Consider the following 13,689-nt stretch of genomic DNA (forward strand, 5'->3'; position numbering starts at 1 on the left):
ATTGAGCTGAGCCCGAAAATCGGCGAAGCTCCTGCGATGGACGAGCCCTCCGACACCCCGATGCGCCCCCGGATCTATCTCGCGGGGCCGGACGTTTTCCGCCCAGATGCCCGAGACCATTTCGTGCGGCTCAAGGTGGCGTGCGATGCACTGGGTCTGGCGGCCTTGCTGCCCGCCGATGGCGAAGAAGAGCCATCGCCCGACGCGTTGGAGAAGCGCATCTACGAAGCCAACATGCAGCGCCTTCGCGGCGCCGATGGCGTGGTGGCGAACCTCTCGTCCTTCAGAGGGCTGGAGCCGGATTCGGGCACGGTGTTCGAGGTCGGTGCTGCCGTGGCGCTGGGCATTCCCGTCGTGGCCTATGGCGTGCCCGAAGGCAGCTACGCGGACCGTGCGCGTGCCACGTTGCCATGCACGCACGACGCGAACGGCGTGCTGCGCGAGAGCGGCACCGGCATCGCGGTCGAAGACTTCGGCCAGCCATTGAATCTCATGCTGGCTTGCTCGATCCACATCGAGGCGACGCCCGAGGCGGCGCTGCAGAAGATGGCCTTGGTGCTGGCCGCGCTGCGTCAGTAAGGCGGCGCCTTGCGCGCCCGCTGCGCGCGCGCTGCCTCGGTCCACCAAGCCAGGTCATCTGCAAATCGGGGGAAGGCGCGTTCCAGCGATTCGCCCGCCTTGCCCGTCGGTTGACCGTCTTCATCCAGCGTCTGCGAAATCGGCCCCACCGCCAGCGTGCTCGACACCACCACCATTCCCATCTCCGAGAGGATCGAGTGCCACACTGTCCCCGAGCGCACGCCCGAGAACCGTCCCGCCGAATAGCTCGCGACCGCAGCCGGCCGCCAGAACCACTCTTCGAGAAAGTGGTCCGTCAGGTTCTTCAGTCCGGGCTGCGGACCCCAGTTGTATTCGCCCGTCACGAAGATGAAGGCGTCCGCCGTGCGGATCTTCTCCGCCAGCGTTTCCATCGCCGCGGGCGCCGTGCCCTTCGGATATTCCTTGTACATGCGGTCGAGCATCGGCAGGTCGACCGCCTTGGCGTCGATCAGCTCCGCATCGGCGCCTCGTGCGGCGAGGCCTCTCACGATGAAGTCGGCGAGCCGCACGCCCATGCGGTCCGAGCGGTACGAGCCATAGAACACCAGGATATTGTCAGCCATCGTTCACACCTTCTTCTCAGCGTTTGCAGTCGCCGCCGACGGACACGGTGCCGTCCTTGCACTCGGTCAGGATGTCATCGTCTTCGGGCGAGCTGGCGGGTGCCGGAACTGCTGCCGGCGCCGACCCTGCGCCCTCGCGCTGGTAGACGATCTTCCTGGTGCCCAGTTCGCAACTGCCCACCACCTGGCCGGCCGCTGGCGCGTTGGCATCGACGACGAGCACCGCGAAGCGCGTGACACCCGCTGCGCTGATCTTCGCTTCGATCTGCGCGCGCAGGGTCTCGCAGCTTTCGGCGGCGTGGGCTGCGCCGACCGTTGCGATGCACGCGATGGAAATCAACCAGGGTTTCATGATTAGCCTGCCTTTCGCAGCGTGGTTGACGGGCAAACAGTCTAGTCCCGGTGCTGTCGGCTGCGGCTCACAAATGGCAACGGCCTGCCGCATGCGCGGCAGGCCGTTGCAAAGGCATGCATCAGGCTTCGGCGACGAAGCGCAGATGCCGCCGGTCTTTCGTCAGGCTTGCGCCGATGCCAGCACCGAGTTCAGCGTTGCGCTCGGGCGCATCACCGTCTCGAACTTGACCGGGTCGGCGAGGTAGTAGCCGCCGATGTCCACCGGCTTGCCCTGCACGGCCGCGAGTTCGTCGACGATCTTCTTCTCGTTGGCCGTCAGCGTCTCGGCGAGCTTCTTGAACTTGGCTTGCAGTTCCTTGTCGTCGGTCTGCGCGGCAAGCTCCTGCGCCCAGTACATGGCCAGGTAGAACTGGCTGCCGCGGTTGTCCAGCTGACCGGTCTTGGGCGACGGGTTCTTGTTGTTGTCGAGCAGCTTGCCGGTGGCGGCGTCGAGCGTCTTGGCCAGGATCTTCGCTTGCGCGTTGCCGGTCTTCAGGCCCAGGTCTTCCAGACTCACGGCCAGCGCGAGGAATTCGCCGAGCGAATCCCAGCGCAGGTGGTTCTCTTCGACCAGCTGCTGCACGTGCTTGGGGGCCGAGCCGCCCGCGCCGGTTTCGTACAAGCCGCCGCCGGCCATGAGCGGCACGATCGACAGCATCTTGGCCGAGGTGCCCAGTTCCATGATGGGGAACAGGTCGGTGAGGTAGTCGCGCAGGATGTTGCCGGTGGCGCTGATGGTGTCCAGGCCGCGCACGACGCGCTCGAGCGTGTAGCGCATGGCACGCACCTGGCTCATGATCTGGATGTCCAGGCCCGAGGTGTTGTGCTCGTGCAGGTACATCTTGACCTTGGTGATCAGCTGCGCCTCGTGCGGGCGGTAGGCGTCGAGCCAGAACACCACCGGCATGCCGGAGTTGCGTGCGCGCGTGACGGCCAGCTTCACCCAGTCGCGGATCGCGGCGTCCTTGACCTGGCACATGCGCCAGATGTCGCCCTGTTCCACGTCTTCGCTCATCAGCACTTCGCCGGTGTCCAGGTCGGTGATGTTGGCAACGCCGTCTTCGGGGATCTCGAAGGTCTTGTCGTGCGAGCCGTATTCCTCGGCCTTCTGGGCCATGAGGCCGACGTTGGGCACCGTGCCCATGGTCTTGGGGTCGAAGGCGCCGTGCCATTTGCAGAAGTTGATGATCTCCTGGTAGATGCGGGCGAAGGTCGATTCGGGCATCACGGCCTTGACGTCCTTCAGGCGGCCGTCGGCGCCCCACATCTTGCCGCCGTTGCGGATCATCGCGGGCATCGATGCGTCCACGATCACGTCGTTGGGCGAATGGAAATTGGTGATGCCCTTGGCCGAGTCGACCATGGCCAGTTCGGGGCGGTGCTCGTGGCAGGCGTGCAGGTCGCGCTTGATCTCGTCCTGCGTGCTCTGGGGCAGCGTGGCGATCTTGTTGTAGAGATCGACCATGCCGTTGTTGACGTTGATGCCCAGCTCGTCGAACAGCTTGCCGTGTTTCTCGAAGGCTTCCTTGTAGAAGATCTTCACGCAGTGGCCGAATACGATGGGGTGCGAGACCTTCATCATGGTGGCTTTGACGTGCAGCGAGAACATGACGCCGGTCTTGTGCGCGTCCTCGATCTCCTTTTCATAGAAGGCCAGCAGGGCCTTCTTGCTCATGAACATGGAGTCGATGACCTCGCGGTCCAGCAGCGCCACCTTGGACTTGAGCACGACGGTCTTGCCGCTCTTGGTCAGGAGTTCCATCTTGACGTTGCGCGCGCGGTCCAGCGTCATGGACTTTTCGCCGTGATAGAAGTCGCCGCCGTGCATGTGCGAGACATGCGAGCGCGAGGCCTGGCTCCAGTCGGCCATGCTGTGCGGGTTCTTGCGGGCGTATTCCTTCACCGCGTTGGGGGCGCGGCGGTCCGAGTTGCCTTCGCGCAGCACCGGGTTCACGGCGCTGCCGGTGCACTTGTTGTAGCGCGCGCGGATGTCCTTGTCTTCGTCGGTGGTCGGGTTCTCGGGATAGTCGGGAATCTTGTAGCCCTTGTCCTGCAGCTCCTTGATCGCCGACTTGAGCTGGGACACCGAGGCGCTGATGTTGGGCAGCTTGATGATGTTGGCTTCGGGCTTGAGCGTGAGCTTGCCCAGTTCGGCCAGGTTGTCGGGCACCTTCTGTGCGTCGCTCAGGAATTCGGGGAATTCGCCCAGGACGCGGGCGGCCACCGAGATGTCGCTCGTCTCGACGTTGATGCCGGCCGGGGCCGTGAAGGCGCGCACGATGGGGAGGAACGCGTAGGTCGCCAGGAGGGGCGCCTCGTCGGTCAGGGTGTAGACGATGGTGGGTTGCTTCGTGCTCATGCGCTTGCTTCCGTAAAGCTGAGGGAGGTCGGGGTGGCGGGAACTTCCGCCGGAGACTCCGGCGGGATCTGACCGCCGGAATCCGCGATTGTCGCCGGGCGGCGACCCGCCCGGACAGCCGCCGGGGTTATCTCCCCGCGCAAGGCTCTGTCAATGGAGGGGAAGCTCGATGGTGGCGGCCAGCGGCACCTCGTCGATGCGCGCGGCGCTGGCGACGATGACGGCCCGGCCCGGCCGGCTTGTCACGTCGGCCAGGGCGCTCCACAGGCGGCGGACCGAACCGGCGTCCAGCGCCGCGGTCGGCTCGTCCAGCAGCACCAGCGGGCGGCCCGAGGCGAGGGCGGCGGCCAGCCACACCTTGCGCTTCGAACCCGTGGAGAGCATGTACATCGGCTTGTCGATGTGCGGGGGCAGGGAAAAGCCCTCGACCAGGGCCTGCCAGAGGCCGTCGTCGAAGCCGGCGTCACCTTCGCGCAGGGTCGCGGTGCAGGCCCGCGCAGTGACCTGGTCGAAGCGATCCGTTGACGGATCGACGAAGAACACACTGCGACGGTAGGCCTCGGGTTTGGCGTCGAGGCTCGCGCCCGCGACCGTCAGCCGGCCCTTGGTGGCAGGCAGCACGCCCGCGATCACCTGGAGCAGCGCCGACTTGCCGGCGCCGGTGTCGCCGTACAGCAGCGTGACGCCGGGGCCGATGGCGGCGTTCCAGCCGGCGGCGATGGCGGGCTGGTCGGGGTAGGCGAAGTCGATGTCCTGAAGACGAAGGACGGGGGAGTGCGAGGGGGTGGTATTCACGAGGCGAGGTTGTACCTCATCGGACGCCGGCCCCGTTCAGTGCTTCGGCACTGTCACCGCTCCCACGTACAGCGTGCGCCCCGCGCCCAGCCCTGCGATCACCAGTGCGATGCCCAGCCCGACGAAGAGCCACGCCGAGGCGCGGAAGCTGCCGGTCCACCCGTGCAGCAGCCCGGCCAGCAGCGGCCCGCACGCGGCCACCATGTAGCCCACGCCCTGCGCCATGCCCGAGAGGTGCGCGGCGACATGTGAATCGCGCGAGCGCAGCACGATCATCGTGAGCGCGAGCGCAAAGGTCCCGCCCTGCGCAATGCCCAGCATCACGGCCCACGCCCAGACCCACGCCCCGCCCAGCGGCGCGAACAGCATGGCCAGCATCGCGCTCACCGTGAGCAGCGCCAGCACCACGCCCAGGCCGCGCTGGTTGCGCAGCCGCACGGCCAGCGCGGGCACCACGAGGCAGGTCACCACCTGCGTCATGACCGACAGCGACACAACGTAGCCGGCCATCTCGCCGCCGAGCCCGCGCTCGCGCAGGATCGGCGCGAGCCAGCCCATCACGATGTAGGCGAGGGCGGACTGCAGCCCCATGAAGAGCGTGACCTGCCATGCCAGCCGGTCGCGCCAGAGGCCCTGCACAGTAAAGCCCGACTCGCTCGCCACCGGCTTCAGCGGCAGCGCCTGCGGCGCCCAGATCAGCGTGACCAGCAGGGCCGGTACGGCCCACATTGCGAGGGCGTAGGTCCAGCCGCCGCCCAATGCATGTTCGAGCGGCACGGTGAGGCCCGCGGCGCTCGCGGCGCCGCCGCACACGGCCATCGTGTAGAGGCCCATCATCAGCGCCGCCTGCTTCGCGAAGTCGCGCTTCACCAGGCCCGACAGCAGCACGTTCGACACCGCGATGCCGCTGCCCGCGATGGCCGAGGCCAGGAACAGCAGCGGGATGTTGCCCGTGCCGCGCAGCACCGTGCCCACGAGGATCAGCACCATGCAGCCGAGCAGCGTGCGCTCGGTGCCGAAGCGCCGGCCAAGCCAGGGCGCGAGCGGCGCGAAGATGCCAAGGCACAGGATCGGCAGCGTGGTCAGAAGGCTAGCGGCCGTGGCCGAGAGGCCGGTGGCCTGGATGATCTCGGGCAGCACGACCGAGAGGCTCGCGAACACCGGCCGCAAGTTGAAGGCGATCAGCACCACGCTCGCGCCGAGCAGGATGCGGCGCGCGAGGCTGGGGGCCGGCGTGGGGCGAGGGGCGGGCAGGCTGTCGACCTCGGCGTCGATCAGCAGCTCTTCGGTGGTGTTGGCGGCGGGCGGATCGCGGTGAACGACGCCGGCTTGCAAAGGAATCGCACTCATTGGAATGCCTTCGTCTTCGTGCTTCGCACTGCGGCGCGCGCTTGCTTGGGGCGGCCCGGCGCGGTGCTCATGCGGTCCTCCGTGCCAGGGCGTCGAGCATCGGCGCCATGAAGTCGCGCACGGCGGTGGCGGCGCGTTCGGGGTCTCGGCTCGCGATGGCTTCGACGACGGCGCGGTGCGCGGCCTCGTCGGGCTCGGGCAGGCTGGTGCTCAGGGTGCTCGCGATGGTTTCCTTGATGTAGCCGGTGATGAAGCGGCAGGTCTCGGCCAGCGCGAGGTTGCCCGAGATGTCGACGATGGCCAGGTGGAAGGCGAGGTCGCGTTCGACGAAGCCGTCGCCGTCGTCCTCCGCATCGGGCACGCCGCGCTTGTCGAGCAGGGTGTGCAGGCGGCGCAGGTCGCGCGCGGTGTGGCGCACCGCGGCGAGCCGGGCGGCCTCGACTTCGAGCGCGCGGCGCACTTCGAATTGGTCGCGCAGGCTGGCCAGCCGCATCTTCTGCAGGCTGGCCGACGGGTCGTAGCCCGAGCGCACGAAGGTGCCCGAGCCCTGCCGCACTTCGAGCAGCCCGCGCGAGACCAGCGTTTTGACGGCCTCGCGCACCGTGCCGCGGCTCACGCCCAAGAGTTGCGCCAGTTGCGGCTCGATGGGAATGCGCGCGCCGATGGCCCAGCGGCCAGCGGAGATTTCATTGCGGATGCTGTCGGCGGCGGCGTCCGCCAGCGAGGTTCGGGGGGCTTGGGCGAGCATGTCTCGGGTGCCTATTCATTGAATCATTGGATGAATTTTGGCATTCGTGAAAAGCCGCAGTCGGCTTCATGGGCTCTTCGTCTTCCGGCCCTTCGGCCCTCCCCGCCGGGTTCAGCGGTTCTCGAGGCTGGCGGGCTTGGTCCGCGGCGGCGCCTGCCGCGGGTCGTCCAACTGCGCCATCAGCTCGGCGACGGCGCCCGCCACACGGTCCTGCTGCTCGGACACGGCGTCCGCGTAGACATCGATCTGGCTGTCGATGTTCAGCTCGCGCCGGATTGCCACCATGATCGGCTGCATCTTCGTGTTGATGGCCTGCAGCCCCAGCATCAGGCTCTTCACGAACTCGCCATGCAGCGCATGCCGTTCGACGTGCAGGGCCTGGCGCATCTCGCTGTGATCGCGCAGGAACTTGGTCTGCGTGTCGAGCGCGAGGTCGAGCGCGCGGCGCCGGGCCTCATCGCTTTCGGCGTTGCCCGAGGGCACGAACTGATCGATGGCCGAGAGCGCGCGCTTCTGCTCGGCCACCGCGCCTTCGCAGAGCGTTGTGTAGAAGTCGATTTCGCTGAGCACCTGCTGGATCGGCTGGGCCGCGCCGATGAGCTTGAAATGCAGCGCGCTGAAGGTGCCGATGAGGTCGGACACCAGCGCCGAGGTCTTCGCCTCCGACACCATCTGCAGCTTGGCCGCCGCCGCGAAGAAGCCCTGCAGCGGCTGCGCCGCGTCGGCCTTGTTGAGGTCCGCGGTCGGCAGCGAACTCAGGTAGGAACTGGCGTGCACGAACTGGTCGATCGCATGCAGGTAGACATCGCGGCGCAGGTCCGCCAGCCGCTGGGCCGCCTTCTCGTCCTTGTCGTGCCGAAGCTGCCGCATGAAGTGCCGCGCGTTGTCGCGGTTCGCCACCTTCACGCCCCACAGGGCCAGGGCTGCCGCGATCAGCGCGGCCCAGAAGACGTCGGGCACTTTCCGCAGGATGCCGAAGATGACGCCCGCGAAGACGAGGAAGTCACCCCAGAGTGCGGTCAATGAATCCATAGGGAGGCCGTGGGAGTGGGAGGCGGCGCCATCCTAAGGCACTGGCGAGGCGGTGAATAGCTGGCGTTTGACCGGGTGGGTAACCTGTCACCAACTGCCCGATGCCCCGCCGCCGCTGCTGGAACCGCCCCCGCCACTGTCGGAAGACGAAGACGACGACGAGCTGCTGCTGCTTGAAGAACTGCTGCTACTGCTCCACCCGCTGTCGCTGCTGTCGTTGTCATCGCCGCCCCCACCGCCTCCGTCGAACGGCAGGAATGCGAACAGCAGCGCAAGGAAGGTCGCCAGCGCGGCGGGGATCCAGCTCTCGTCGGGCACCGGACCCGGGTTCGTCTCCACCAGCATGAAGCCGAGGATGCCGAGCACGATGACCCACCGGATGAAGAAGCCGAGCTGGCTGCGTCGCCAGCTCTTTGCGATGCCGACGACGATGAGGCTGGTGAACAGCAGCGCGACGCCGCCGCACATGGCCCAGAGCAGGCCCCAGAAGAAGCGGTCCGCGCCGAGGTAGAAGCCGAGGGCGACCAGGCCCGCGATCAGAGCCGCCAGGCCGATGAAGAACCAGCGCGCGCCCTTGAACCGGCCCGACAGGTAGCCGACGCCGTACACCAGGCCGGCGGGCGTGAGTAGAAAGAGCGGCAGCGCGAGGTTCATCACCGCCAGCGCCGCGGCCGCCTGGCCGGCGACCACCAGCCCCAGCACCGTGAGCCGGCCCGGCCGCTTGCGGGGCGGCGTTTCCTGCGTCTGCAGGTCGGCCCACAGCGCTGAGCCCACCGCTGCTTCGCGGTCGGCGGCGCGGCGCACCTTGCGGCCGCGCTTGCCCGTGCCGCGCACCACCACGCGCGGTCCGGAGCCGGTGGCGGGCGCGGTGCGTCCGTACCAGATGCCGATGGCCAGCGTCCAGAGCATCGCGCCGAGCACGGCCCAGTTCACCTGCACGTTTTCGAGAGGCTGCAGGAACGCCGTGAGCGGATGTGGCTTCTTTTCCTCCGGCGCGGACGCTTCGGATTCGACCGGCTGCATCGCCACGGGCGCTTCGATCAGCGCCGACAGCGACTGCACGGCCGCCTGAATGCCGCCGGCGTAGTCGTTCTCGCGAAAGCGCGGCTTCATCTGCTGGTCGAGGATGCGGGCGGCCTGGATGTCGGTGATCCGGCCTTCCAGGCCCGTGCCGACTTCGATGCGCATCCTGCGGTCTTTCAGTGCCACCAGCAGCAGCACGCCGTCGTCTTCGCCCTCGCGGCCGAGCTGCCACTCGGCGAAAACGCGGGTGGCGTAGTGCTCGATGGAGTCCTCGCCCGTGGTCGGCACGATCAGCACCGCGAGCTGGGCCTGCGTGTTCTGCTCGAGGCCACGGATGTCGCTGCGAAGCGCATCGGCTTCGCGCGCGCCCAGCGTTTTCGTAAGGTCCACCACGCGCGAGTCCATGGCGGGCACGGGGACCGGCTTGGCCTCAGCGCCGCCATGCCAGGCGAGCATGGCGATGAACAAAAGCCCCATCCACAACTGCAGCCATGGCCAGGCTGTCTTCTGCCCCTTGCGACACTGCATCGGAATCGGTCCTCCAGTTGCGATGGTTGTTGTTGTCGTGGCGCCGTGCATGCTTATCGGCGCGCGCTCTTCGTCACCACGCCCGCGCCGCGCACTTCGAGCCTGCGCTGGTCGACCACCTTGCCGGAAGCATCGACCAGTTCGATCACGTGGCGCCCGGGCCATGGCAGCCACTGCGCGCTGTTGCCGCGCGCAAAGGGCTTGCCGTCGATGCGCCATTGCACGCCTCGGCCCTCGGACTCGAAGCGCACGCGCTGGCGCAGCGGCGGAATGTCGGGGTCGAGCGCGATGATGGTGCCGTCCGAGGGCGAGGTGATGCGCGCGGCGAAGGCGTCGGTCGCCATGCCGGTGTCGAGCGCGAAGAGCGGCTGCTCGGTGCCTTGCAGGAACCACTCGCTGCGTGCCGCCTCGATGGCGTTGCCGTCGGCGGCGGGGCCGAACTCCACGCGTGCCTCGACGAGGCCGGCGGGCGGTGCGGGCGCGCGGCTCGCCTCGCGCGCGTGCAGGAAGCGCATCACCTCGGCCCACACCGGCGCGGCGCCGCTGGTGCCGCTCACGTCCCACATCGATGCGCCGCTCGCGTTGCCCACCCACACGCCGACCGTGTAGCGCTGCGACCAGCCCACGGCCCAGTTGTCGCGCATGTCCTTGCTGGTGCCGGTCTTTACGGCGGTCCAGAAGCGGGTGGAGAGGATGCTGTCGAGGCCGAAGGTGCGCGTGCGCGCGTTCGGATCGGAGAGGATGTCGCCGACGATGAAGGCGGCACGCGGATCGAGCAGCGGCGGGGCGGCCGCGGCCTTGGCCTTGTCGGCGGGCGTTGCGGGCGGCCGCGCGGTCAGCGTCGTCGTGCCGTAGCGCCCGCCGTTGGCCACCATGCGGTAGGCGTTGGCGAGCGACAGCAGCGACACCTCGGCGCTGCCGAGCGCGAGGCTGTAGCCGTAGTAGTCGCCGCTCTCGCGCAGCGGCAGGCCGGCCGCGCGCAGGCTGCGTGCGAAGGATTCGGGCGACACCATCACCAGCGTGCGCACCGCCGGCACGTTGAGCGATGCGGCCAGCGCGGTGCGCGCGGAGACGGGGCCTTTGAACTGGCGGTCGTAGTTCTGCGGAATGTAGAGGCCGCTCGCGGTGCTGATCTGCGCCGACGAGTCCTCGATCAGCGAGGCCGCGGTGATCCGCTTCTCGGCAATCGCCTGGCCGTAGAGCAGCGGCTTGAGCGTGGAACCCGGCTGGCGCAATGCGGTCACGCCGTCAACCTCGGCCGCCTGGCTCAACGGGCCGGACGAGCCGACCCATGCGAGCACTTCGCCGCTCGCGTTGTCGAGCACGACCAGCGCGCCGTCTTCCACGTGCCGGTCGCGCAGCTCGCGCAGGTGGCGCTGCAAGGAGTCGAGCGCAAAGCGCTGCAACGGCGCGCGCAAGGTGGTGCGAACGCTCGTGTCTTTCCCTTTCTGCGGAGCAGTCGGATTGGTAGCTGCCACATCCCGCAGCTCGCGCAGCACGCGGCGCGCGGCATGCGGCGCAATGCCCTCGTTCGCATCGAAGGCGCGCCGCTGAACCGCCGCGCTGGTGAACATGTCGATGGCATCGCAATCGACCTTCTGCCCGGGCTCCATCGCGCGCAGCACCTCGCAGGCGCGCTGAGCCACGAGCGCGGGCTTGGCATTGGGCGCGCGCACCAGCGCGGCGGCCACGGCGGCCTCGCGCGCATCGAGGCCGCTGGGCGCCTTGCTGAACAAGGTGCGCGAGAGCGCATCGATGCCCACGATCTCGCCGCGGAAGGGCACGGTGTTGAGGTAGGCCTCCAGGATCTGGTCCTTGCGCCAGCTGCGCTCCAGCTGGGTGGCCGCCACGGTCTGGCCGATCTTCTGCGTGAAGCTGCGACCGCCGGACGCGCGCCGCAGGTCGTCGTCGAGCAGGCCCGAGAGCTGCATCGTGATGGTCGATGCGCCTCGGGTGCGCGTGTTCCAGAGATTGCTCCAAGCGGCGGACGACGCCGCGCGCCAGTCGATGCCGCTGTGTTCGTAGAAGCGTCTGTCTTCGCTCAGCACCATGGCCGTGCGCAGGGCCGGCGACACGTCGGCCAGCGCGATCCACTGGCCGCGCCGCACGGTGGCGTCGGTGCGCACGCGCTGCAGCAGTTCGCCGTTGCGGTCGAGCACGGCGGTGTCGGAGGAGCGGAAATCGCGCTTCACGTCCTCGAAGCTGACGAGTGCCCACGCCGGGTGCGCACAGGCCGCGGACAGCAGGGCCACGGCGAAGGCCCGATGAATGGAAAGCGCAAGCAACGGCATCGAAGGCAAGGTGGTTCAGAACGGGTGCCCGCATTCTCTGCGATGCACCACGAGACCCCCGCCTACTCGGCAACGGGTGGCTTGCCGCCTTGCCGGCACGACGACTTCGACCCAAAGTTCACAGCAGATTCCACATCCGGTAACGAACTTCACGCGAAGGCTTCAATGGAGAAACCCAACGCGTACCGGCGTGGCCTTCAATGCCCTACCGGCTCGCTGGAGGCGAGCGCGGTTTCATAACCACTCCAAGGAGAACGCATCATGATGATGAAGACACTGACGATCGTGCTGGCCGCATCGGCCGCCCTGGCCGGTTGCGTGGTCGCACCGTACGACAACAACCCGCCGCCGCGCGCCCAGCGCGACCGTGACCGCGACGGCATACCGAACCGCGCCGACCGTGATCGCGATGGCGACGGTGTCCCGAACCGCTACGACCGGGCGCCCAACAACCCGAACCGCTAAAGAAAAAAAGGCCGCGAAGCACTGCGCTTCGCGGCCTTTCTCTTGAGTCTTGCGCGGCTCGCCTTATCCCGGCCGGCGCGCCATCAGCGCCCAGATGCCCGCTGCACTCAGCAGCGAACCCCCCGTGAGATTGAAGCGCCGCTGCGCGCGCGGCGACGAAAGCAGCTTGCGCGCGGAGCCCGCGAACACCGCATACAGCGTCGCGTTCAGCGCCGCCATCGCCACGAAAGTCACGGCCAGCACCCACATCTGCCGCGTCACGTCGGCGGCCGGGCTGATGAACTGCGGCAGGAACGCCACGAAGAACACGATGCCCTTGGGGTTCAGCGCTGTCACCAAATAGGTGTTGGCAAAGAGCTTCCAGCGCGAGGCCGGCGCCGCGGGCGCGGCCATCTCGGTGGACATGATCCCCGCGCGCATCAGCCGGATGCCCAGGTACAGCAGGTACAGCCCGCCGATCCACTTCACCACCGTGAACCAGAACGCCGAAGTCGCGAGCAGCGCGCCCAGGCCCAGCAGCGACACCACCAGCGCGGTCGAGTCGCCCAGCGCCACCGCGGCGACCAGCGGCACATTGGCGCGGCGGCCGTGCGACATCGAGTAGCTGATCACCGTGAGGATGGTCGGCCCCGGAATGATCAGGAGCACGGCGGAGGCCGCGACGAAGGCGAGCCAGAGTTCGATGGGCATGAGGTTGTCTCCTGGTGGTGTTGGTGTTCGGGTTGGTGAAAGCGGGGCGCTTCGTCAGCTACCGATAGCCGTGCGCGCCACATGCCAGGCGCCGCGATGCCCGTCCACGTAGCTGATCGGCGAATTGGCCAGGTCGTCCAGGTCCGCATCGTCCAGGCAGGTCACGTTCACGCCGTAGGCGCTGGCGCCGGTGTCCGGCGAATGGCCCACGCCGAAAGCCCGCACGCCGCAGCGCTTGCACACGATGTAGTGGCTGTTGCTGGTGTCGAGCATCTGCTCGGTGAGTTCGGATTCGCCCGCGAGCAGCCGGAAGGCGTCGGGCGCGACGATGGCGGGCCAGAAGCGCGTCTGGGTGCAGATCGCGCAGTTGCACCGCAGGGTGCCCAGGCTCAGGTCGATGTCGGCTTCGAATCGCACGGCGTCGCAGTGGCAGCCGCCGGTGTAGGTCTTTTTCATGTGCTTGTTCGGTGCTCCGTGAGTCGATGGGAGCAGCCGGCAAACACGATATCAAAGGCCGTGCCGACAGGCATCGGCGAGGGCTTTTCTTCTTCTTTTCAGGCCGGTGCGGTGCCGAAGCGGGCGGCCGACCGGGCCTTGGCGCGCTCGGCCTCGACCGCGCGGTCCTTCGGCTCGGCGGTGGTGACCAGCGAGTCGATCAGGCGCGCCGCGGTCGCGGCCACCTCGTCGACCGCGCGCTCGAAAGCTTCTTCATTGGCCTTGGACGGCACGCTGAATCCGCTGAGCTTGCGCACGAACTGCAGCGCGGCGGCGCGTATCTCCTGCTCGGTGGCGGGGGGCTCGAAGTTGTAGAGGGTCTTGATGCTTCTGCACATGGGCGGGTTCTCCGATTGC

Annotated in this window: 14 protein-coding genes; 2 read left to right on the forward strand and 12 right to left on the reverse strand. The window is 68.0% G+C overall.

Annotated features, from left to right (window positions below; all coding sequences use genetic code 11):
• The first annotated feature begins 36 nt into the window (after positions 1–36).
• Positions 37–579, forward strand: coding sequence for a nucleoside 2-deoxyribosyltransferase (locus VARPA_RS07270; protein WP_013539912.1), 543 nt, complete (start codon positions 37–39; stop codon positions 577–579).
• Here VARPA_RS07270 and VARPA_RS07275 read toward each other — a convergent pair.
• The 9 genes from VARPA_RS07275 to pbpC form a co-directional block, all read right to left on the reverse strand.
• On the reverse strand, positions 573–1,163 hold the full coding sequence (locus VARPA_RS07275) for an NADPH-dependent FMN reductase (RefSeq protein ID WP_013539913.1): 591 nt from the start codon (positions 1,161–1,163) through the stop codon (positions 573–575). The genes VARPA_RS07270 and VARPA_RS07275 overlap by 7 nt on opposite strands.
• 16 nt (positions 1,164–1,179) lie before the next feature.
• On the reverse strand, positions 1,180–1,515 hold the full coding sequence (locus VARPA_RS07280; RefSeq protein ID WP_013539914.1) for a DUF1161 domain-containing protein: 336 nt from the start codon (positions 1,513–1,515) through the stop codon (positions 1,180–1,182).
• A gap of 162 nt (positions 1,516–1,677) precedes the next feature.
• Positions 1,678–3,915 (reverse strand): NADP-dependent isocitrate dehydrogenase, encoded by a 2,238-nt coding sequence (locus VARPA_RS07285; protein WP_013539915.1) that lies wholly within the window; start codon positions 3,913–3,915, stop codon positions 1,678–1,680.
• A 150-nt stretch (positions 3,916–4,065) separates the two neighbouring features.
• Complete coding sequence (locus VARPA_RS07290) at positions 4,066–4,710, reverse strand: ABC transporter ATP-binding protein (RefSeq protein ID WP_013539916.1); 645 nt, start codon at positions 4,708–4,710, stop codon at positions 4,066–4,068.
• A 36-nt stretch (positions 4,711–4,746) separates the two neighbouring features.
• On the reverse strand, positions 4,747–6,060 hold the full coding sequence (locus VARPA_RS07295) for a CynX/NimT family MFS transporter (RefSeq protein ID WP_013539917.1): 1,314 nt from the start codon (positions 6,058–6,060) through the stop codon (positions 4,747–4,749).
• Positions 6,061–6,127: 67 nt separating this feature from the next.
• On the reverse strand, positions 6,128–6,808 hold the full coding sequence (locus tag VARPA_RS07300) for a FadR/GntR family transcriptional regulator (protein WP_013539918.1): 681 nt from the start codon (positions 6,806–6,808) through the stop codon (positions 6,128–6,130).
• A 111-nt stretch (positions 6,809–6,919) separates the two neighbouring features.
• Positions 6,920–7,840, reverse strand: coding sequence for a hypothetical protein (locus VARPA_RS07305; protein ID WP_013539919.1), 921 nt, complete (start codon positions 7,838–7,840; stop codon positions 6,920–6,922).
• Positions 7,841–7,927: 87 nt separating this feature from the next.
• Complete coding sequence (locus VARPA_RS07310) at positions 7,928–9,391, reverse strand: TPM domain-containing protein (RefSeq protein ID WP_013539920.1); 1,464 nt, start codon at positions 9,389–9,391, stop codon at positions 7,928–7,930.
• Positions 9,392–9,444: 53 nt separating this feature from the next.
• Complete coding sequence (gene pbpC, locus VARPA_RS07315) at positions 9,445–11,682, reverse strand: penicillin-binding protein 1C (RefSeq protein ID WP_013539921.1); 2,238 nt, start codon at positions 11,680–11,682, stop codon at positions 9,445–9,447.
• 261 nt (positions 11,683–11,943) lie between these two features.
• Between pbpC and VARPA_RS07320 the strand changes: the two genes are divergently transcribed.
• On the forward strand, positions 11,944–12,147 hold the full coding sequence (locus VARPA_RS07320; protein ID WP_013539922.1) for a thrombospondin type 3 repeat-containing protein: 204 nt from the start codon (positions 11,944–11,946) through the stop codon (positions 12,145–12,147).
• A 63-nt stretch (positions 12,148–12,210) separates the two neighbouring features.
• On the opposite strand, the gene VARPA_RS07325 is transcribed toward VARPA_RS07320, so the two are convergent.
• The 3 genes from VARPA_RS07325 to VARPA_RS07335 all read right to left on the reverse strand — a co-directional run bounded on the left by VARPA_RS07325 (position 12,211) and on the right by VARPA_RS07335 (position 13,670).
• Entirely contained in the window at positions 12,211–12,837 is a 627-nt protein-coding gene (locus VARPA_RS07325) for a LysE family translocator (RefSeq protein ID WP_013539923.1), read from the reverse strand.
• 54 nt (positions 12,838–12,891) lie between these two features.
• On the reverse strand, positions 12,892–13,293 hold the full coding sequence (locus tag VARPA_RS07330) for a GFA family protein (RefSeq protein WP_013539924.1): 402 nt from the start codon (positions 13,291–13,293) through the stop codon (positions 12,892–12,894).
• A gap of 98 nt (positions 13,294–13,391) precedes the next feature.
• Positions 13,392–13,670 carry a DUF2277 domain-containing protein gene (locus tag VARPA_RS07335; protein WP_013539925.1) on the reverse strand — a complete coding sequence of 93 codons (279 nt, stop codon included), beginning with the start codon at positions 13,668–13,670 and terminating at the stop codon, positions 13,392–13,394.
• Between the last annotated feature and the right edge of the window lie 19 nt (positions 13,671–13,689).

This window comes from Variovorax paradoxus EPS (assembly GCF_000184745.1).
Classification (GTDB): domain Bacteria; phylum Pseudomonadota; class Gammaproteobacteria; order Burkholderiales; family Burkholderiaceae_C; genus Variovorax; species Variovorax paradoxus_C.